Genomic DNA, 20,596 nt, shown 5'->3' with positions numbered 1-20,596 from the left:
TCATCCATGAATCTGAGAAACTGTTTAATCATCGGGGCGGTTCTGCTGGCAGGCTGCGGTGAGGTCATCAGCGAACAACGCGTTCCAGCGCAGTTGGATAGCGGTTATTACAAGGGTGAACCCTACGATATCGTGACGCAAACCGTGCAGGGCGACAGCGGGACGTTCGAGCGTTCGTTTGTTGTCTATCGCGGACGGCAGGCAGTCTGCCGCGTGGATAGCCCACGAGATTGCGAGCTTACCGCGCAGCGTCTTGTGAATGAGCGGTTCTTCGGAGGTACGTTCTGATAAAGCCGTCTGAAAAGCGTCTGGTGGCTTGGATCGCGCGCACTTGTGTGCTGTGCGGCCTTGCCGCTTGCGGCACGGTCGAATCGACCAGCCGTAGCACGATCATGGTCGACGGGCGTGCATACACGCTGGAAACCCAGGAAATTTCGCAAAACGGGCGCACCTACCAGCATACCGCCGCGGTTGTCCGGCAGCGCAGGGTGACCTGTCGGCCAGACAGCCCGGGCGATTGCGAGGCGGCCGTCCGCGAAGCGCGGTCACAGCCGCAACGCGACTGAGTCGCGCCGACGGGCTTTTCAACCGGTAAAATTTGCAAATTTTGCGAATGTTTGCTCTGCGTTGCAAATTATCCGGAACTTTGCAAATTTCACACCCCGGCATTGCAAATTTTGCAAAGCGATTTGTCGCAGTGCCCACGTTCGTCCCGTCAGAACACTTGCGAGGTGGCGCATCGCTGCGTAACACCATTGCCAAGGACGGAGGACACTCAAATGAAATATGCGGACGTTTACAAGGCATCGCTGGAAGATCCCGAGAGCTATTGGATGCAGGCGGCAGAAGCGATTGACTGGGATCGCGCACCATCCAAGGCGCTTTTTGAAAAAGGCGACAGCCTTTATGAGTGGTTTTCCGATGGCATGGTCAACGGATGCTACAACGCGGTAGACCGCCACGTTGAACGCGGACGTGGCGATCAGGACGCGATCATCTATGACAGCCCCATCACAGGCAGCAAGTCGCGCCTCACCTATGCCGAGCTGCAAACGCGGGTTGCCAAGCTTGCCGGTGCATTGGTCGCACAGGGCGTCACCAAGGGCGACAGGGTGATCATCTACATGCCGATGGTGCCCGAAGCGCTTGAAGCGATGCTGGCCTGCGCGCGCATTGGCGCTGTGCACTCCGTCGTCTTTGGCGGTTTTGCGGCAAACGAACTGGCGGTGCGGATCGACGATTGTTCGCCCAAGGCAATCCTCGCCGCCTCCTGCGGCGTTGAGCCCGGCCGCGTGGTGAAATACAAGCCGCTGCTGGACGGTGCGATAGAGCTGGCCGAGCACAAGCCGGATGTTTGCATCATTCTGCAACGCGAGCAGGAACCGGCGGCACTGATCCCCGGCCGCGATCTCGACTGGCACGCGGCACAAGAGGGTGTACCCCCCGCAGATTGCGTACCAGTTGAGGGCAACCACCCAGCCTATATCCTTTATACCTCCGGCACGACTGGCGCGCCCAAGGGGGTGGTACGGCCGACTGGCGGCCACCTCGTGGCGCTGAACTGGACGATGAAAAACATCTATCAGGTGGATCCCGGCGATGTTTTCTGGGCAGCCTCTGATGTCGGCTGGGTCGTCGGGCACAGCTATATCTGCTACGGCCCGCTCATCCACGGAAACACCACCATCGTCTTTGAGGGCAAGCCCGTGGGCACGCCCGATGCAGGGACATTCTGGCGGGTCATTTCCGAGCATAATGTGCGCAGCTTTTTCACCGCACCGACGGCGATCCGTGCGGTTAAACGCGAGGACCCGAAGGGCGCGTACCGCGAGAAATACGACCTTTCATGCCTGCGTGCGCTTTATCTCGCGGGCGAGCGGGCGGATCCCGACACCATCGAATGGGCGGGCAAAATACTGGGTGTGCCTGTCTATGACCACTGGTGGCAGACAGAAACGGGATACACCATCGCGGGCAATCCCGCCGGGCTGGAAGCACTGCCCGTCAAGATCGGCTCTCCGACAGTCGCCATGCCAGGCTATGACGTGCAGATCCTCGACGAGGCGGGCCACCCGATGGCGGCGGGCGAGTTGGGGGCGATCGCGGTGAAGCTGCCGCTGCCGCCCGGCACCCTGCCAACCCTTTGGAATGCGACGGACCGGTTTAAAAAGAGCTATCTGACGACCTTCCCCGGCTATTACGAAACGGGTGACGCCGGCATGATCGACGAGGACGGGTACCTCTATATCATGGCGCGCACGGATGACGTGATCAATGTCGCGGGCCACCGGTTGTCTACCGGCGCCATGGAAGAAGTGCTGGCAGCCCACCCAGATGTTGCCGAGTGTGCCGTCGTCGGCGTCAGCGACACCCTCAAAGGGCAGTCACCGCTTGGCCTGTTATGCCTGACCACCGGCGTGAACCGCCCGCACGACGAGATCACGACAGAGTGCGTCAAACTTGTCCGCGAAAAAATCGGGCCTGTGGCCGCGTTCAAGTCTGCGGTCGTCGTGGATCGTCTGCCAAAGACACGTTCGGGCAAGATCCTGCGCGGCACGGTGGTCAAGATCGCGGATAATCAGGAATTCAAGATGCCTGCGACCATCGATGATCCGGCGATCCTTGATGAAATCCGTGAAGCCTTGCAAAAAATAGGGTACGCTCAGGGCAGCTGATACCGCTGCACAAGGACATCGCCATGATCGACCCGGAACCGCCCACAGATTCGAGGCTGGCGGCTCTGGGTCAACGGATTGTGGCCATGGGACTGGAAGGGGTTCCGTCAGATCAATTGCTGCAAGCCTTTGGCGAGGGGATGAACGCAGCAGGTGTGCCGATCCTGCGGCTGCAGATTACCTTGCGTGCATTGCACCCGGAATTCGGTGCCTTTCTGCACATGTGGCGACGCTCGGACGGGTTGCAGTCGACAAGTTTCGAGCATGAGACCGAACCAAGCCGCGACTTTGTCGAAAGCCCGTTTTACTATCTGCTTGAGAGCGAATTGACGGAATACCGGCAACTGCTGGCGGAGCCGTCGAAGCCACGGGAGTTTCCTGTCTTTCAGGACTTCAGAGAACTGGGCGGTACAGATTACATCGCCTTCAAGACGTTTTTCACCAAAGTTGAGGGCTCTGTCTCCACCGATCCGGACGATCCTGAGGTAGGCTGCATCTTTTCGGTGTTGTCCGACGCGGAAGACGGCTTGGAAGAGTGGCATATCAGCGGCGTGCGGGAAGTTTTGCCGCTGTTGCTGCTCGCGATCAAAAGCAACGCCAACCGGCAGATGGCCGAGGGCGTTTCGAGCACATATCTGGGGCGCGATGCGGGCGCGCGGGTATTGTCGGGCGATATTCAACGCGGGTCGGTGCAGGGCATTGATGCGGTCATCTGCTACTTTGATCTGTCCGGATTTACCAAGCTTTCCGAAGCGTTGTCGGGCCGCGAGGTCATCGACATGCTGAATGCGTACTTTGAAGTGGCGGTGCGTGTTGTGCAAAGCCATGGCGGAAATGTTCTGAAGTTCATGGGCGACGGCATGCTCGCGATCTTCAACGTGGAAAAATGCAAAGACGCCAACCTCTCGGCGCTTGATGCAACAGCGGATTTGCGCGGCGCGATCGACGCCCTGAACGTGGCGCGCCAGCGCGAGGGGTTGCGCACAACGGGTTTTACGCTTGCGCTACACCGGGGCGAGGTTCTTTACGGAAACATTGGCGGCGCGTCGCGGCTGGATTTCACGGTGATCGGGCCAGCGGTGAACACAGCCGCACGCTTGTCAGGCATGTGTGCGCATGTGGACCAGTCAATCGTTATCTCGGCAAATGTCGCTCGCCCGCTGCTGAAAACCCGGTCAGAGCTTGTATCTCTGGGGCAGTACCGGCTGCGGGGTGTCGCAGAACGGCAAGAGTTGTTCACACTCGACGAGCCCGAAAGTCTCTGAACAATCATCTACTTACAGACACTTACACCCAACACCGAAAAAGTGATCGGGCGCCACAGTGTTTTTCATTGACCCACAGTGACGCGGCGGCAACGATTGGCGCGTCAACGGAGGTTTACATGTTCAAACGTTTTTTTGCTTTTCTGCCCGTGCTGGCAGCGGGGTTGCCCGCAAGCGCGCTGGCCGCTGAAGGCACCCGGATCGAGGTTACCGGCGAAATCATCGACACGTGGTGTTACTATTCTGGTGTCATGGGCGGGCCGGATGCGGTGGTCGGCTCGGCGCATCATACCTGCGCGTTGTGGTGTTCGGCAGGGGGCATTCCCGTGGGGCTTTTGACTGAAGACGGCACCGTCTACATGATCCTCAAGATTGCGCAGGATGCGAATTCTGCCGGGGGGGACACCCAGTTGAAACTGGCGGCGCATACTGTCACGGCGGACGGAATGTTCTACGAACGCGACGGGCTGAACTATATCGTCGTGAACAGCGTGGTGAGCGATATGGACATCACGCAAATGACCCATGAGGACTACGGCACCGTGCCGCCCTTCTCTTTCCCGGAGCCGAAATGATGAGACGTCTGAGTTTTGCACTGGCGCTGATCGCCGGCCCGCTTGCTGCGCAAGATTTTTCTGAGAACTCCGAAGCGAAGACATGGAACCTTTACGGCGAGGTGCCTGCGCGGTTCGAGGCCAAGGTCGTCGACATGCTGTGCGAGATCACCGGAGAGTGCGCCGAGGATTGTGGTGGCGGCACCCGGCAGATCGGGTTGTTGCGCAGCGCCGACAACAAGCTGATCCTGCCGATGAAAAACAGCCAGCCTGCCTTTACCGGTGCAGCCAGCGAGTTGGCCCCGTTTTGCAACCAGATCGTTGAAGTTGACGGGCTGATGATCGTGGACGAGGACTTTCCCATCAACAACGTCTATCTGGTCCAGCGGATCAAGGCAGAGGGCGCAGACTGGATCAAGGCGAACACCTGGACCAAGAAGTGGGCGCAGCGGCATCCGGACGCCAAGGGCAAAGGCCCGTGGTTTCGCCGCGACCCGCGCGTCAATGCAATCATTGCAGAAGAAGGCTATCTGGGTCTGGGGCTGGAGGCAGACGAGACCTACGCAGAGGAAAACTTTTGATGCGCAAGGCGGCGGTTTTTGCGATCTGCGCTCTGGCCGGTCTGGCGCAGGCCAGCGAACCTTTGCCCTTTGACATCGGCGGTGCCTACAGGCTGATTGATCAGAATGGGCAGGTGCGGACTGAAAAGGACCCTGATGGACGCGCTCAGTTGCTGTTTTTCGGCTATGCCAATTGCCTGAACATCTGCTCGGCGGCCCTGCCCGTCATGGCTGGCGTTGTCGATGCGCTGGCCGAAGACGGCATCGCGGTGACGCCGGTAATGATTACTGTGGCGCCGGATCAGGACAGGGTGGAGACGATGGGCGCGCCGCTGGCCGAAATCCATCCCGCTTTTGTGGGGCTGACCGGTTCCGAAGATGCGCTGGCGCAGGCCTATGATGCGTTTTCGGTGGAGATCGAGCCGCTGTTTCAGGATCCAGAGCACGGGTGGGTCTATGCGCATGGCAGCTTTGTCCATCTGCTGGACGCAGACGGTACGGTTCTGACACTACTGCCACCGGTTCTGGACACCGATCAGACCGCGAAAGTCGTCAAAGGCTACCTGGCACCGGACAACGGGTAGCAATCCGCTGCAAAACCAGACGTGCGCCAATCCCCCGGCGTGTAAAAAGGGCGGCTCTGGCGAGAGCCACCCTTTTGTTCATTGACCAAGCCGTCAGGCGTGTCAGGCTGCCTTGTGGCGGGCCACAAACTTGTCCAGTTCGCGTTCGGCTTCATCCTTGGCCATGCCATAGCGTTCCTGAATGAGGCCGGAAAGCTGCTCACGTTCGCCTGCCGCCTGATCGAGCTCATCGTCGGTGAGTTTGCCCCACTCCGATTTCATTTCGCCTTTGAATTGCGACCAGTTACCTTTGATAATGTCCCAGTTCATCTTGTCTCTCCTTTGTCTTTTCAGTCTCAGTTGAGCCAAGCACATGCGCATCATGCGCTCTTGGGTATCAAACGCGGGCGCGGCTAGGATTGTTCCGGTTTTTTTGGTGTTTTTTGCGGTTTTTCGCGGTTTTCCGCGATTTCGTCCGGCTGTGGTGTCAACGCGTAGGGGGCCGCGATCGCCCAGACATGTTGCGGGATCATGTTTTTCATCTTTGCGGGTGCCTCGCGGCGCAGGTGAAGGATGGTTTCGGCGGCTTTCATCTCGACGCGCGCCCGGGCGAATTCCAGCCCGCGCGGGCCGATCCGCGGCTGCAGCCAACTGACCAGCGGACGGACCCAGTTGGGCATCCGGCGCAGGGGCAACCCGCCTGCCGCACGTGCTGTGTTGGCAACAAAGCCCTTGACGGCGCTCGCGCGCTTGCCCCCCGTTCCCGGTGCTTCAAGTACGATCTGGCCGTCCAGACCCTCCAGCATCTCCGCACCGCGGCCATTGCGCACGATCACCCACTGTGCGCCCTCGCCGCCCATGTAGCCTACCGTGATGTCGGCCAGAGCGTTGGTATAGTCGACACAGGTCCGGCAGGTCAGCGGAAAGAAATCGCGGGGCAGATCGGAAATGGGCAGGCTTAGAAACGGGATCAGACGGCGGCGCCCGTCCGCGTAACGCAATTCGACCCGGTAGTCGGCGCGGAATTCCAGATAGGTGATGTTTTCGGGGGCTTCGTCCAGCAAGGCGAGAAATTGGTGAAAGTTTTCGGTGGTCGTATTGTCCGAACAGGGGGTGCCGATGACGTAGAGCCGTTCGAGCTCCAGTTGCGCCTCTATGCGGCGCAACGCATAAATCTGGCAGGGGATGCCAATCACCGCGAGGCGCTTGTAACCGCGTGCGGCGGCCTCTTCGAGCAGCGCCAGCAGCGGCGCGTATCCCATACGCATACCGCGCGCGCGCGCCATATCGGCAGGATCGGTGATCAGCGCCGGCTCGGGACGCCAAACATCGTCCTTGGATGGCAGCATTGTCAGGACCGCGTCCACCTTCGCGCGCGTCAGCAGGTCCGCGGCCAGCGAAGTCGTTATGCCTGTCCATTGCGCGCCTTTTCTTGGTTCGGACATGCGGGCGCGGTACATCGCCTGAAACGGGCCAAAAAACAGCGCGTCGCCTGTGTTGCGCGCCGCACCGTGAACTGCTTTTTCCATGGCCGGGTAGTCGGGGGCGATGAACTGGCACGCCTTGCCGCAAACCGTCGGATCTTTGAGCCGGGACAGGCCGCAGTCCGTACACAGCCCGCGCGGCACGGGCGGGCGCAGGCGTGGCGTGACCGTCACGTAAACTGCTCGTTGATCAGCCTTTCCTCCAGCCCGTGGCCGGGATCAAAAAGGATGCGGTGCACCACCGAGGGGTCGGACCGTATCTCGACCGCGGTCACGGCCACAACCGACTGCGCGTCGGCCTCTGCCATCACAGGGCGCTTTTCGGGTTCAAGCACGTCGATCCGCACGGTAGCGGTTTGTGGCAGCAGCGCCCCGCGCCAGCGCCGCGGGCGAAACGCGCTCATCGCGGTCAGCGCCAGCACGCCCGAGCCGATGGGCAGGATCGGTCCGTGCGCCGAATAGTTATACGCCGTAGAGCCTGCCGGTGTGCACACCAGCGCACCATCGCAGACAAGCTCTGCCATGCGCAGCCGCCCGTCGATGGAAATTTTCAGCTTGGCCGCCTGCGGGCCGGATCGCAACAGCGAGACTTCGTTGATCGCAAGGGCATTGGTTGTCGTGCCGTCCTCGGAATAGGCCGTCATATTGAGCGGATTGATTTCGGCAAGCTCCGCCGCGGCGAGCCGGGTGCGCAGATCGCTTTCACCATAGGCGTTCATCAGAAATCCGATGGTGCCCCTGTTCATGCCGTAGACGGGCGCGTTTAGGTGTTGGGTTGCGTGCAGCGTTTGCAGCATGAAGCCGTCACCGCCCAGCGCGACGATAACGTCGGCCTCTGACACATCGACGTTGCCATAACGGGTGACCAGTGCGGCACGGGCGGTCTGGGCAATATCCGCGTGGCTGGCGGTAAAGGCGATCTTTTGCGGCATGATGTTTCCGATGGGCACGTCTTGTTCAAAAGACAAACACATATCCTTACGATTGACCAGTATCGGCGCACGCAGGGAGTTGCGGGCAAAGGCCGGGCCGCTTACAAGCAGGCGCAAACGGCTGCGCGGGGGTCGTTTACATTCTTTCGTCCCCGCCTAAATTGCCGTAGTGACACGCCAAAACCTGCTCATTCATCACGGAGAGCCTTCATGAACGCCCCACACCGCGCCCCCGGATTTTTCACCCAGTCGCTAGCCGACAGCGATCCCGAGCTTTTCGGCTCGATCACCGACGAGCTGGGCCGCCAGCGTGACGAGATTGAACTGATCGCCTCGGAGAACATCGTCTCTGCCGCCGTGCTTGAGGCGCAGGGGTCGATCATGACCAACAAATACGCCGAAGGGTATCCGGGCCGTCGGTATTATGGCGGGTGCCAGTATGTGGACGTGGCGGAAAACCTAGCGATCGAACGGGCGTGCAAACTGTTCAACTGCGGCTTTGCCAACGTGCAGCCCAATTCGGGGTCTCAAGCCAATCAGGGTGTGTTTCAGGCACTGCTGCAACCCGGCGACACCATTCTGGGCATGAGCCTTGATGCGGGTGGTCACCTGACCCATGGCGCGCGCCCCAACCAGTCGGGCAAGTGGTTCAACGCCATTCAGTACGGTGTGCGCAAGCAGGACAACATGCTGGACTACGATCAGGTCGCGGCGCTTGCGCAAGAGCATCAGCCCAAACTGATCATCGCCGGTGGGTCGGCAATTCCCCGCCAGATCGATTTCGCAAAAATGCGCGAGATTGCGGATAGCGTGGGCGCATACCTGCACGTGGACATGGCGCACTTTGCCGGTCTGGTGGCAGCGGGCGAGCACCCGTCGCCTTTCCCGCACGCGCATGTGGCCACGACAACAACTCACAAGACATTGCGCGGCCCGCGCGGCGGCATGATCCTGACCGACGACGAGGCGCTGGCCAAGAAATTCAACTCTGCCATCTTCCCCGGCATTCAGGGCGGGCCTCTGATGCATGTCATCGCAGCAAAGGCCGTGGCCTTTGGCGAGGCACTTCAGCCATCGTTCAAGGATTACATCAAGCAGGTTGTCATCAACGCACAGGCCCTGTCGGATCAGCTGATCAAGGGTGGGCTGGATACCGTGACCCACGGCACCGACACCCACGTGGTGCTGGTGGATCTGCGCCCCAAAGGGGTCAAGGGCAACGCCACCGAAAAGGCACTGGGCCGTGCGCATATCACCTGCAACAAGAACGGCGTGCCGTTTGACCCGGAAAAGCCGATGGTGACCTCGGGCATCCGCCTCGGCTCTCCTGCCGGTACGACGCGCGGCTTCGGCGAGCCGGAGTTCCGTCAGATTGCCGATTGGATCATCGAAGTAGTGGACGGTCTGGCCGCCAATGGCGAAGAGGGCAATGGCGCGGTGGAGGACAAGGTCAAAGCCGAAGTGGCCGAGTTGTGCGCACGCTTCCCGCTTTATCCGAACCTCTGATATTTCCGGATTAATTACCCAAAAGCCCCGGCAACCGCCGGGGCTTTTTGCGTGAAATGTGATCTGTGCTAGCCTCCGCCTGTGATACGTTCTGACGGGGGAAAAAGGTGGAAAACACGCTTTGCAAGACGTTGGGAATGGACAGGCCGATCCTGTCCGCGCCGATCGGAAGCGTCGCAAGCCCTGATCTGGTCGCAGCCGTCTGCAATGCCGGCGGGTATGGTGTGATCCCCTTGTGGGGCCGTGCGCCTGAAGCCGTGGCCGAGGGGATCGAGGCCGTGCGGTCCAGAACCGGCGGCAATTTTGCGGTTAACCTCAACATGTTCTTCCCGTGGGAAGATCACTTGCAGGCCTGTATTGATGCCCGGGTGCATGCGGTTTCGCTGTTCTGGGGCGTGACCCCGGACGCTATCACGCGCGCTGCCGCTGCCGGCGTGAAAGTGATGGTTACTGTCGCGTCTGCCGAAGAAGCGCTGGAGGCTCAATCCGCCGGCGCGGATGTCATCGTTGCACAAGGCTGGGAGGCAGGCGGCCACGTCTGGGGCAAGGTCGCAACGCTCGCGCTGGTGCCGTCCGTTGTCGATGCTGTCGATGTGCCCGTTGTTGCCGCGGGCGGTATCGCGGACGGGCGCGGCATGGCGGCGGCGCTGATGCTGGGCGCGCAGGGCGTCTGGATTGGCACGCGGTTTCTGGCGAGCAAAGAAGCCGACATCCACCCCGACTATCGCGAGCGTATTCTGGCAGCCAGTGCCACGCAGGCGGAGTGGTATGCGGACCTGTACGATCTTGCGTGGGAGAACGCCCCGCACCGCGCCCTCGGTAACGCGACATCCGAGCTATGGCGACAGTCAGGTGAGGCAGCGATAGGCAACCGCCCCGGCGAAGAGGATGAGTTGGGACAGGCCGCCGACGGCAGCCCGATCCTGCGCTACCAGAGTTGCACACCGGTCAGTTCGACAACCGGCGATATCGCCGCCATGTCGATGTGGGCCGGTCAGGGTGTGTCGCTTGTGCGCAAGATCCAGCCCGCAGGCGAGATCATTGACGACATTTGCCGCGACGCGCGACACCTGCTGCGGGCAGCGGGAGAACTGTTGTGACAGCAGAGGTTATGCTGTTGCACGGTGCGGCTATCCTTCGGGGACGCGCGCGCGCCGCAATCCCTCGATAAAGCCGTGATGCCGCGAGTCCGTGGCAGGAGGCATGCTGTCGACCACGCGTCTTATTGTCAGACCCGGATAGCTTTGCAGCAAGGCAGAAACTGCTTCGTCCGCCTCGTCCTGCCGGCCCGCATTAGCACAAAAGCTGGCAAGATCGCGGTATGCCCAAGTGACGCCGGGCCCAGCGCTTAGCCCCAGTCTGGCAAGACGGATGGCCTTGTCGAAGTCGCCGTTCAAACCGTGCGCATAGGCGCGGCCAAAATGAAGGTTGAACAGAAACGGATCGCGCGGGCTCAGTTCTTCGGCCCGGTCAAAAGCGGTCAGACCCGCTTCCACGTCCTGCCGGTAAAGGTTGTTCCAGCCAAGTCGCATCCACCCCCACGCCGAATTCGGGTCAAGTGACAATGCGCGGCTGAGGATCTGGTCGGCACGGTCGTGATCAAGCCCGGTCATGCCAAGTGCTGCGGCAATGGCAACAAGCGAGGGTGCATGATCGCTCGCCGCCAGTGCCGCTGTTTCGGCGTCTTTCTGGGCGTGCTGGCGCGACACGAGCGGTGTGTCGCTCCACATGTAGGTGGCTTGTTGCGCATAGGCCCATGCCCTCAGTGCCTGCGCGCGAAAAGCGCTTTGGTCCTGATCCATTGCCGCGCTTAACAACGTGATTGCGCGCTCGTTTTCGTCGCGTCTGTGCGCCCAGAAGTGGGGAAACGCGCTCATGTAGAGGTGGTGGGCGCGTCGCTCCATCGGTGCGACCGCACGCGCTGCAGCAATTTCTGATGCGCGAATGGATGGCGACACCGCCCCGACCACCTGCGACGCGATGTGGTCCTGAAGCTCGAACAGGTCTTTGAGATCATCGTCAAAGCGCTGCGACCAAATGTTGGCGCCAGTGATCGCAGAGGCGAGTTGCACCGAGATGCGCACGCGCGCGCCGGATCGCCTGATCGCGCCCGTCACAATGTAGCGAGCACCAAGCTCTCGCCCGACGGTGCGGATATCGACCACGCGCCCTTTGAAACTGAACGCTGATTGTCGGGCGATGACGCTGATTTCACCAACGCTGGACAGGGCGGAAGTGATTTCATCCACGACGCCGTCGGCAAAAAATTCGTCCTCACTACCAAGTTCCTCGAACGGCATGACCGCAACCGCCGGCAGGCTGATATCCTCCGAGTTCAGCCGTTCGGCACCCTGCCCGAGAACCCATGCCTCGATCGGTTCGGGCAGGTTTTTTACCCTGATCTCTCCGATTGGGGTCAGGCTCTGGTCGATCTTGGATTTGACCTGATCGCGCGCCGCACGCGAGAGGCACAGGCCACCCACGGGGGATATCCCTTCCAGCCGTGCTGCGACGTTGACCGCTTCGCCCAGAATGTCGTCCTCCATTGCAACGACATCGCCCACGTGCATGCCGATCCGAAATCGCAACCGTTCGTCTTCCGGCTTGTCGAGATCGCGCTGGGACATGGCCTGCTGAATGGCCAGCGCCGCGCGCACGGCCTCTGTCGGTGATGCAAATTCCGCGAGAAAGCCGTCGCCCATGGTTTTGACGATCCGGCCGCCCGCGTCTTTGACGGGCGGTTCGACAACGTCGGACCATATGCGGCTCAGGCGCGCGATGACGCCTTCTTCGTCCAGCGCCATAAGCCGCGAATAGGCCGCCAAATCAGCCGCAACTATCGTGGTCAATCGCCGAATCCGACATCCTCCCCTATCATCTCATATTGCCTTTATTTCATTAGTTTACTATGACTTAGACAATACATCGGAACATATTTTGGAACATACTCATGGTCGAACTCCCTCACACTACCTTAGTAATGATCAAGGGCAAGTGGTACGTTAACTGCACGATACCGGACGATCTCAGGCCACTGTTCAAGGGCAGAAAGCAGATAAGACGGTCCACTGGCACGTCGGACAAGTCACTTGCTGAGCGTCTGAAGCACTCAATTTCTTCTGAGATTTACGAGGAGTTTGCCAAGGCCAAGCCTGACAGAACGAATGAAGTCTTTAAGAGCCTTTGTGAAATGGGCGTCGTTCCATTCGACATTCAAGGTCACACAGCGCCAGACGAATTGACCGAAGACGATCTGCAACAGATTGAATTGATCGCTGATAACCCTGAGGTGCGGTTCATCGGTGATCCTGAGGAAGACAGTGCAATCGCTAGCGAGATGAACAGGGCAAGGGAGAAGCTCGAAGAACTCCGCAGGCTGGTCACCCCTAAGGCATCATCACCAAGTGGCTCTCCGCTGCTCTCCGTGGCTCTCAGGGACTATCTGGATACTGTGTCATTCGGCAGGGAAAAGACCAAGAGAGACGTTGAGTTGTCGATTGAGCGGGTGGTGGAGTTTGTCGGAGACATACCACTGGATCAGTTGTCACCTGTGAAGCTGGAAGAATTTGCCCAAGACCTCCACGACAAGGGGTCTGCACATCAGACGATATCCAAACGTGTCACCTACCTGAAGGGGATGTTCAAACACGCAGTGAACAAGGGCTGGATACCCTCCAACCCGATCTCCGATTACACCCTGTCACCCAAGCTAGGGAAGAAGACAGCCAAATGGGTCAAGTTGGAAAAGAACGAGATTGAAGACTTGTTCGGCTTGGACATGCCTCCTCATATCCGGGTGTTGTTTAGTATCCTTGTCACAACTGGGATGCGGCTAGACGAGGCAGCGTTGCTTAGTTGGGAAGACATTAAGACTGACGAGACAGGCAAGTTGTACTTTGACCTCACTGGAGTGGACACAATCCTGAAGAACTCAGGCTCAATGCGAATGGTTCCAGTCCCCACCTACATTGAAGACATGTTCATGGGTGAAAGAGGAACGGGGCCACTGTTCCCTCAGTTCAAGAGAGACAAAGATGGGAAGGCTCAGAACGGTGCTTCTAAAGCCCTAATGAACCGGATTAGGAAGGTAACGACAGACAGACAGAAGGTCGTTCACTCCTTACGGGGAAACCTGAAAGACATGTTGCGCGATGCCGAAGTCCCCAAAGAGGTTAATGATTTCATTACCGGACATGGTTCAGGTGACGTAGCTGGTGCTTATGGTTCCGGCCCCAGTTTGGAGGTGCGAAGGGAGGCACTGAACAGGGTGAACCATACCTACATCGTACCGCTGAGCCTTAGGGAACAGTACACCTTCCAAAGAGGACGATAATTATTTAATTACAATGGGTTAGATTGTATTAGACGGGGCTGCGGTGGGTCAGACAATATTCTATGCTACTATAACGTGTACCAAGGCACCACTGTGCAAGTATATCTTGTGACAAGTTACCACTGTGCATCTACATCTTGTGTCATTTGACAAATTACTCAACCTATGGTACCCTAAGTACAATGTATACATAGTACATTGTGCTCTTAGTGTTTCTAAGTGAGAAGGTGATAATGTACATTGTACCATTGTAGCACAGTCATTCTAAGGCCCGTACAGCAACGATAGCGCCTGTCGGCTACCCACCCTACCAAATAGACCTAACGGCCCTCAGTGACGCTCTCCGTGGCTCTCAGGGCTATTCTGCGGACAGTGGTGGCTGTCCATTTACCGCCCCTAGCTGTCTTAACGTCCAAACGATTGAGTTCGTTTGCTATGGCTTGAAGGGTTTTCCCTGCTTTCCGGTATGTCTCAATCATGGGGTAGACGTGCTGAGCGTGTTGGTCCGCTTGTTCCTTCAGGGCCTCGTTGCGCTTCATCGTCTTGTCTCTCAGTCCACCTAGCTTGACGCCCTTGGCCTTAGCTTCCTTCAGTGCAGCGATGGTCCGTTTGGATATGAAGTCCCGTTCCTGTTCGGCCAGTGCAGCGTAGATGTGGAGTTGGAACTTGTCGGCATTCGGCATACTGGCGACCCGGAGTGACAGCCTAGGATCGTCCATTACAGTAGCGATGAAAGATACCTTACGAGACAACCTGTCTAGCTTGCTGACGAGTAATGTGGCCCCAGTGTCCTTTGCCATACTGATTGCTTTGTTCAGTTCGGGACGGTCTGACGTTGTGCCAGACAGCACATCAGTGAACTCCCCTATCACCTCATACGGTTCAGGGCTGTAGTTAGTGAGGTATAGCCCAATGTCCCTTTCCTGTGCTTCCAATCCCAACCCACTGTCACCCTGTCCTTTGGTCGATACCCTACGATATGTCACGTATTGCATGGTCATTCTCTGTCTCCATTGGTGGTGTGAGGACAAGGATATGTACCATTTGTCAAATGTCAACGTTCGTTGTGACAGATAAACACAATAAAATATGTGATGGCTAATGTTCGGGAGGGGGGCCGAGGGGGGCACGGGGTACCTTCGTATTACTGAATGACACCGAAAAATTATCTCTGGAAAAAATGGATACGTGCAACTAGCGTTCTCCGCACACCAAGGAGCAAAGAGACAAATGAGACTTCTAATTCCCAGTCTTCTGGCGGCCCTGAGTGGAACTGTAGCCTATGGCCAGACAGCCGTTGCAGTTGACGTGCTGGAGACTAGGGCGATTGAAGGTGATACAGAAGCTATGTATCGGCTGGGCGAAGTCCTACTGCATCCGATTGATGCTGAGGCAGAAGACCGACACACCGGCTTGATGTGGCTTACAATAGCGCATCTCAACAAGCATCCGAAAGCCAAGTTTTCAATGGCAGATTTCGTCTTCCATCGTAAACCTACTGACGATTTCGTATTTGACGTAAGACGTAGAGCCGATTGGTGCATTGAAAGACAGTATGAGGACTGTGGTAGGTGGCCGTAAAGGTACCGGCGGAGCCAATGGTAACAAAGGGTACCGGTTCTTAGAGAACATCCTAAGAGTTGGAACCCTTCGGGCACTGAGGACAATCGGCACTCTACTCCTTCCACCTTTAGGACACTAAGGACACTAAGGACACTAAGGACAATGTGACCATCTCCATTCTCCTTTTATGTCCATTTAAATTAAAACAAATATACATGTATGCACTAGCTCCGGTGGAACCCTTACTGTCTGACAAACATAGCGGGTTTCTTACCGGACACCCCGTCAAAGAACTTCCAGCCAAGTCCTGAGAACGTATCCTCGTTAGCGATGATCTTGTCTTTTCTAGGTGTACCTTTGATCTTAATCCCCATTTTATTCAGGTCAGAGGCAGTTACACAGTTCTTATCGGTAGTTTGAAGGTGTTCAGCAATCTTAACTACGATAGACGTATTCTGCTTGGAGGGTACTTTCTTGTCATGACCTTCAGGATAAACCATTTTACATCCTTGGAACACTGTAGGGATGATCTTAGTGAAGTAATCTACATCCTTCCAAAGACAGTTTATTGTCATGCTATTGGCCACTCCATCGCCGTCCACAGCACGACATGTACCCCTAGCGCCCATCTGCTTAGTATGTGTTGAATGGTGTTCAAACTTCAACTGGTCAATCAACTTACCTTGGGTATTTTGCCCCTCTTCAAGATTGTTCTCGGTAGCCAACTTCTTGGAGTGCCCTAGGTATTTTGAGAATAGAACGTCAGCTTGTTGATGAAACATGCTAATCAACCACACGTCCGAACAGTCTCGGTAAAGATTACTCCCCACATCACACCCATAATGGGTAACATGAGCATGAGGGAACTTACGCGCAATGTCGCTTTCCAAGTCCTTGGGGCAGACTAGAAGCGTTGTCTCTACCGCAAGACCTATTTGCTCAACAAGGTAATCAAGGAAAGCTGTGCGTTGGTCATAATTGCTCAACAGATCACGGTGATAATGGGAAACACCTACAGGCCAAGGGACATAGTTAGCCGTTACGTTGCGGTAATCAACTTTGATGTCGCTCCTGTTGATCTTACCAGCACTAAAATGCCAACCCTCAAGGTGGGCCGTAGCTGAGAACACAATAGCTTTCTCTTCATATGGCAGATCGTAATCATACCATACCCAATTAACCTTCTTCCACGACCTCTGAAAAGCAGTGCCATTCTTGATGTGAATTGCTAGTCGCTTGATCTCTTTCGCAGCATCGCCTCGTGGACTGCTATCGATCACACTTTGAACCCAATCGGGTATGCTTATTGAAGCCGCCAATCGAACGCGTGACCTCAAGAAATCCCCCTTACCTTTTGTTCTTTGGGCTCAGCTTGCGGACTACGCGATCAACTATCAAATCAACGCATTTACGCAACATACCGGAATCGCCTTCTGAAATCAGGGGTTGAGTTTATGGAGGTTCGCGCAGATGCCCCGTTGATAGCCGAAGGCAGTCGGACTCCGTTGGTGCTTCACTCGAAACTCGCAATCATCGATGCAGAAAGACTGTTTGTAAGTTCGACAAATATCGATCCTAGGTCCATCCGGCAAAATACTGAAATAGGGATGATCATAGAAAGCCCACAACTGGCGTCGGATATGTTGAAGCAATGGAATGCCGAGGTCAGGGACTACGTCTTCGACGTAGTTGCTGGACCCGACGGCGAACCAGTTTGGCGATATGAAGGCGCAGGCATCAGCGAAATCTACTACGACGAACCCAACGCAGGGTTTTTGCGTAAGTTGATAGCGAGACTGACGGGTTGGCTACCCGAAGAACAACAATTGTAAGCTATTGTTTAAAATTTTTTGCAGGCGAAGATCCTAAAACTATGGCCAAACGGCCTTTGGTGCAACAACACACGAACGCATGCTTCGTCTGCATCTCGATGCCGTCGCACTCAAACTCAACGAGCGACCCAGCCCCTTCTTCTTCGAGGCGGCGATCGTGTCGCGGCTCAAAGGGCAGTGACACTGGCCCCCCAGAGACGAGTTGGAATTCGTCTGACGGCACCCTCACCAACGAATACATTCATTTTTTGATATGTATCAAAGTAATTGCTGATGGTTCAGATAGACTCCTTCTGCGTTCGAGCAAGTGCTCTGCGTAAACAGCCATTAGAAGGGGAGAATTTCATGGCTAATCAAATTGATCCGAGCAATGTCCAGGACTGGGATGAGCCACTTAACACAGACCCAGTTTACTCCGTCACCCACGTGTTCAGTACGGACGATGTGACCGGCACATTCAGCGGTTTGACCCAAGGGGATGTCGGTGTCGGCGAAATCCCAGTTGTGGATTTTAGTGCTGACCCGCGCATGACCAACGATGGTATCGAGCTTTATCCGGTCAACAGTGAGTTCGGTTTTAACGTCTCTGATTTTGAAGGCGCCGAACAAAAGACTTTCGAGCAGGATCTCGATAACGACGGCTCGCCGGATTATCTTGAAGGTTATGTTGGCGATGTAAAAATCGAAGGCGTGCAGGCGGGCCTTGTGGTCTCTGACGCGCCAACTGACACATTCAAGACGCCAGCCGTATTAGGGACTTGGCTCGCAGGTATTGGTGGCAACACCGTCAAAGCCTCTACTGAGCACTATACAGTGATGCAAAATGTACTGTCGGATCAAAAATACCCCGAAGATCCCGATGCACTTTACACGCTGGATGACAACCTGATTGTCCTTAGCGACACACCTGAATTCAACAACCAATACCTTGCTGATCTGTTGGCAGGCACTGCGACGTATGATGGTAATCCGGTGGTCGTAGAGGACCGTAACGGCGATGGCGTGGTGGATATTCGCGATGCGCTCAACCCTAATGAAAGCTCGATCACAACGGATATCGCCTATAGCACCGACTATTCGGTGACGGTCAAAGACGATGGCAAGCTGCTTTACCGCTGGGGCAATACCGTCAAGAGGCCCAATGATGTGCGCATCGAGGCGGAAATGCCGTTGCCTGACGAGTGGACAGAGACCGACCTGCAAAGCGAGTTGACCAAGCTGTATAAGATTACAGAGGCCGAACTCGTGGTCCATCACACCATTACCAATAACCCCAATGACCAGTTGCGTCCGGAGGATTTTGAAAACGAAGCAGCAATCGGTCAGTTGCCGACCTACGAAGTGATTGCCGCGTATGACGACGACGGCAACCCCGCGCGAGAGGTCTGGGTCAGCACGGATGATTATTACGCGGGCGACGGGACCTTTTACCCGGCAGGCACGATCCTGAAGGATCAGATGCTGGCAGATGCGGTGCAAGGCACGTTAATGGATCAGCTAGGCACCCTGTCGAAAGATCTGCAAGAAGGCTATACCAACGCATGGTACACCACCATGGGCCGTGAGCCGTTCGAAGCAGATCTGAACGAGGCTGGCACAGATTATGACATCGGGCCGCGCTGGCGGCTCAAACCCAACAAATACGGGCAAGACCTGCCAAGCGTCGAAATTCCGATTGATCCCAGCAGCCCCCCGCCACCCACCAAGGACGAGATCAAATATGAGGTGGGCGCCGAGACGCAAACTGTGATCAATCTTTTGGACTGGGCGCAGGATATCTCTCCGCTGTCGATCAGTGCAGGCTGGCAGAACGGCGCGGGAACAGTTTCCGGCAACGGCCTCAACCTGACTGAAAACTTCGATCTGGCGGTCTACGTCAAGGGCGACATCAAGCCTGCAACAATCTACAGCGCAGAACTGGTGATGGACTATGAAGAGATCGCCATTCAGGCAGCCGGGGCCGCGATTTCGGGCACGTCGGGAGATGATCACCTTGTCGGCGTCGGGTACAACACCTTCACAGGTGGGAGCGGATCGGATTTGTTTGTCCTTTCCTATGGTACCTCAGTCAGTGGTCAGTTCTACCAAAGTACCGTGACTGATTTTGAAGTCGGATCGGATAAGATTGGCTTGATTGGGTTTGATATTCTGTCGGGCTTCAATGCAGAAGTTCCAGCGTCGGCGGCGTTAATCACTCAGGGAGTTTCAGGGGACGATTTGACCATTTCGGTGGGCGGCGCATTGGTGGCCACGCTCGAAGGGGTTGCTCTTGAACTTGGAGTTGGAGCCGCCATTGATCCCGGCGAGGGGTTAAGCCTTTTGGATAGCTTCCTTGTGACCAATCCCAGCAATGTGAGCGTTGTTTCCGGCACCGACGAGGCTGACACGCTGACTGGCACAGAGGGTGATGACATCCTGATAGGCTTGGCGGGTGACGATGAGCTTTATGGTCTGGGAGGCGACGACATTCTGAATGGTGGTGCCGGTGCCGACACGCTTGATGGGGGCATAGGGGCTGACACCGCGACTTATGTTGACGCGCAAAGCGCCGTCAATGTGGCGCTATGGTCTGGAACCGGATCATCTGGCGAAGCGCTTGGCGATGAATACGTTTCCATTGAAAACCTGCGCGGAACAGACTTTGCGGACGTATTGTCGGGCAATGCCGTGGGTAACCTAATCATGGGCGGCGCAGACGACGACAGTATCTGGGCCGGACGTGGTGACGACACTCTTGAAGGCGGCACTGGTGCGGATTTGTTGCAAGGTCAGGACGGCGTGGACACAGCCAGCTATGCCAATGCAGCCTCTGGAGTGCATGTGCGGCTCTGGGTAGGTAAAGGCGATTTGGGCGAAGGCTTTAGCGGTGAAGCGCTCGGAGACAGGTTGGTTGGCATAGAAAATGTAGAAGGCTCCGCCTTTGTCGACGGACTATCAGGCAACAGCGGGAACAATCTTTTGTCGGGCAACGCTGGGAATGACAAGTTATGGGCAGGCAGTGGTGACGACACGCTTGATGGCGGCTCCGGTACTGACATGTTGTTTGGGCACGGGGGCGCCGACACCTTCATTTTTGAGCAAGGTGACGCGTTAGACGGTGATTTCGTAATGGATTGGGAGGATGCGGTTGATCTTCTCGACTTCACCGCGCACGCTGAATGGGTCAGTTTCGATACTTCCGTGGAACTGACGCAGGAGAACGCGGACGCGTTGGTCACCGTTGGGCAGGACACCGTGACCTTGATTGGCGTGGACATTTCTACCCTTACAGAAATCGATTTTGTCTGATCGTAAAGCAGCGCGGGCCGGCCTCAAGGGGCAGGGCCCGC

20 protein-coding genes are annotated in these 20,596 nt (G+C 56.8%); 14 read left to right on the top strand and 6 right to left on the bottom strand.

Annotated features, from left to right (window positions below):
- Nucleotides 1-6 precede the first annotated feature (6 nt).
- The 7 genes from AC2D8V_RS04610 to AC2D8V_RS04580 all read left to right on the top strand — a co-directional run bounded on the left by AC2D8V_RS04610 (nucleotide 7) and on the right by AC2D8V_RS04580 (nucleotide 5,638).
- Nucleotides 7-288 (top strand): hypothetical protein, encoded by a 282-nt coding sequence (locus tag AC2D8V_RS04610; RefSeq protein ID WP_484732338.1) that lies wholly within the window; start codon nucleotides 7-9, stop codon nucleotides 286-288.
- Nucleotides 289-311: 23 nt separating this feature from the next.
- Nucleotides 312-566, top strand: coding sequence for a hypothetical protein (locus AC2D8V_RS04605; protein ID WP_484732337.1), 255 nt, complete (start codon nucleotides 312-314; stop codon nucleotides 564-566).
- Between the two features lie 213 nt (nucleotides 567-779).
- The gene (locus AC2D8V_RS04600; RefSeq protein WP_484732336.1) at nucleotides 780-2,675 is read left to right on the top strand and encodes a propionyl-CoA synthetase; all 1,896 of its coding nucleotides are present in this window, start codon (nucleotides 780-782) and stop codon (nucleotides 2,673-2,675) included.
- A 23-nt stretch (nucleotides 2,676-2,698) separates the two neighbouring features.
- Complete coding sequence (locus AC2D8V_RS04595) at nucleotides 2,699-3,940, top strand: adenylate/guanylate cyclase domain-containing protein (RefSeq protein WP_484732335.1); 1,242 nt, start codon at nucleotides 2,699-2,701, stop codon at nucleotides 3,938-3,940.
- A 119-nt stretch (nucleotides 3,941-4,059) separates the two neighbouring features.
- Complete coding sequence (locus AC2D8V_RS04590) at nucleotides 4,060-4,515, top strand: hypothetical protein (RefSeq protein WP_484732334.1); 456 nt, start codon at nucleotides 4,060-4,062, stop codon at nucleotides 4,513-4,515.
- Nucleotides 4,512-5,075 carry a hypothetical protein gene (locus AC2D8V_RS04585; protein WP_484732333.1) on the top strand — a complete coding sequence of 188 codons (564 nt, stop codon included), beginning with the start codon at nucleotides 4,512-4,514 and terminating at the stop codon, nucleotides 5,073-5,075. Before AC2D8V_RS04590 ends, AC2D8V_RS04585 begins: the two co-directional genes overlap by 4 nt.
- A complete protein-coding gene (locus AC2D8V_RS04580; protein WP_484732332.1) occupies nucleotides 5,075-5,638 on the top strand; it encodes an SCO family protein in 564 nt (187 codons plus the stop codon). Before AC2D8V_RS04585 ends, AC2D8V_RS04580 begins: the two co-directional genes overlap by 1 nt.
- 102 nt (nucleotides 5,639-5,740) lie before the next feature.
- Here the strand turns inward: AC2D8V_RS04580 and AC2D8V_RS04575 are convergent, their stop codons facing one another.
- The 3 genes from AC2D8V_RS04575 to AC2D8V_RS04565 form a co-directional block, all read right to left on the bottom strand.
- Nucleotides 5,741-5,947, bottom strand: coding sequence for a CsbD family protein (locus AC2D8V_RS04575; RefSeq protein WP_484732331.1), 207 nt, complete (start codon nucleotides 5,945-5,947; stop codon nucleotides 5,741-5,743).
- A gap of 83 nt (nucleotides 5,948-6,030) precedes the next feature.
- A complete protein-coding gene (locus AC2D8V_RS04570; protein WP_484732330.1) occupies nucleotides 6,031-7,275 on the bottom strand; it encodes a Coenzyme F420 hydrogenase/dehydrogenase, beta subunit C-terminal domain in 1,245 nt (414 codons plus the stop codon).
- Nucleotides 7,272-8,033: an NAD kinase gene (locus AC2D8V_RS04565; RefSeq protein WP_484732656.1), complete on the bottom strand. Its 762-nt coding sequence runs from the start codon at nucleotides 8,031-8,033 to the stop codon at nucleotides 7,272-7,274. Before AC2D8V_RS04565 ends, AC2D8V_RS04570 begins: the two co-directional genes overlap by 4 nt.
- A 210-nt stretch (nucleotides 8,034-8,243) precedes the next feature.
- Between AC2D8V_RS04565 and glyA the strand changes: the two genes are divergently transcribed.
- Together glyA and AC2D8V_RS04555 are read left to right on the top strand one after the other, a co-directional pair.
- Nucleotides 8,244-9,539: a serine hydroxymethyltransferase gene (glyA, locus tag AC2D8V_RS04560; protein WP_484732329.1), complete on the top strand. Its 1,296-nt coding sequence runs from the start codon at nucleotides 8,244-8,246 to the stop codon at nucleotides 9,537-9,539.
- Between the two features lie 107 nt (nucleotides 9,540-9,646).
- Nucleotides 9,647-10,639, top strand: a complete 993-nt coding sequence (locus AC2D8V_RS04555) for an NAD(P)H-dependent flavin oxidoreductase (RefSeq protein WP_484732328.1) — start codon at nucleotides 9,647-9,649, stop codon at nucleotides 10,637-10,639.
- 30 nt (nucleotides 10,640-10,669) lie between these two features.
- Here the strand turns inward: AC2D8V_RS04555 and AC2D8V_RS04550 are convergent, their stop codons facing one another.
- Nucleotides 10,670-12,388, bottom strand: coding sequence for an adenylate/guanylate cyclase domain-containing protein (locus AC2D8V_RS04550; RefSeq protein ID WP_484732327.1), 1,719 nt, complete (start codon nucleotides 12,386-12,388; stop codon nucleotides 10,670-10,672).
- Between the two features lie 101 nt (nucleotides 12,389-12,489).
- On the opposite strand from AC2D8V_RS04550, the gene AC2D8V_RS04545 reads away from it, so the two are divergent.
- Nucleotides 12,490-13,872 carry a DUF6538 domain-containing protein gene (locus AC2D8V_RS04545; RefSeq protein ID WP_484732326.1) on the top strand — a complete coding sequence of 461 codons (1,383 nt, stop codon included), beginning with the start codon at nucleotides 12,490-12,492 and terminating at the stop codon, nucleotides 13,870-13,872.
- Between the two features lie 320 nt (nucleotides 13,873-14,192).
- Here AC2D8V_RS04545 and AC2D8V_RS04540 read toward each other — a convergent pair whose 3' ends face one another.
- Entirely contained in the window at nucleotides 14,193-14,873 is a 681-nt protein-coding gene (locus AC2D8V_RS04540) for a recombinase family protein (RefSeq protein WP_484732325.1), read from the bottom strand.
- A gap of 229 nt (nucleotides 14,874-15,102) precedes the next feature.
- Here AC2D8V_RS04540 and AC2D8V_RS04535 point away from each other — a divergent pair, with 229 nt between their 5' ends.
- Complete coding sequence (locus AC2D8V_RS04535) at nucleotides 15,103-15,453, top strand: hypothetical protein (RefSeq protein ID WP_484732324.1); 351 nt, start codon at nucleotides 15,103-15,105, stop codon at nucleotides 15,451-15,453.
- Nucleotides 15,454-15,677: 224 nt separating this feature from the next.
- On the opposite strand, the gene AC2D8V_RS04530 is transcribed toward AC2D8V_RS04535, so the two are convergent.
- Complete coding sequence (locus AC2D8V_RS04530; RefSeq protein ID WP_484732323.1) at nucleotides 15,678-16,715, bottom strand: hypothetical protein; 1,038 nt, start codon at nucleotides 16,713-16,715, stop codon at nucleotides 15,678-15,680.
- Nucleotides 16,716-16,734: 19 nt separating this feature from the next.
- Here AC2D8V_RS04530 and AC2D8V_RS04525 point away from each other — a divergent pair, with 19 nt between their 5' ends.
- The 3 genes from AC2D8V_RS04525 (at nucleotide 16,735) to AC2D8V_RS04515 (ending at nucleotide 20,555) form a co-directional block, all read left to right on the top strand.
- Complete coding sequence (locus AC2D8V_RS04525) at nucleotides 16,735-16,872, top strand: hypothetical protein (protein ID WP_484732322.1); 138 nt, start codon at nucleotides 16,735-16,737, stop codon at nucleotides 16,870-16,872.
- Nucleotides 16,873-16,889: 17 nt separating this feature from the next.
- Nucleotides 16,890-17,267 carry a phospholipase D-like domain-containing protein gene (locus AC2D8V_RS04520; RefSeq protein WP_484732321.1) on the top strand — a complete coding sequence of 126 codons (378 nt, stop codon included), beginning with the start codon at nucleotides 16,890-16,892 and terminating at the stop codon, nucleotides 17,265-17,267.
- A gap of 345 nt (nucleotides 17,268-17,612) precedes the next feature.
- Nucleotides 17,613-20,555, top strand: a complete 2,943-nt coding sequence (locus tag AC2D8V_RS04515) for a calcium-binding protein (protein WP_484732320.1) — start codon at nucleotides 17,613-17,615, stop codon at nucleotides 20,553-20,555.
- The last annotated feature ends 41 nt before the right edge of the window (nucleotides 20,556-20,596 follow it).

The sequence above is a fragment of the Roseobacter sp. YIN89 genome (genome assembly GCF_057219365.1).
This window is presented reverse-complemented; position numbering and strand designations above follow the sequence as displayed.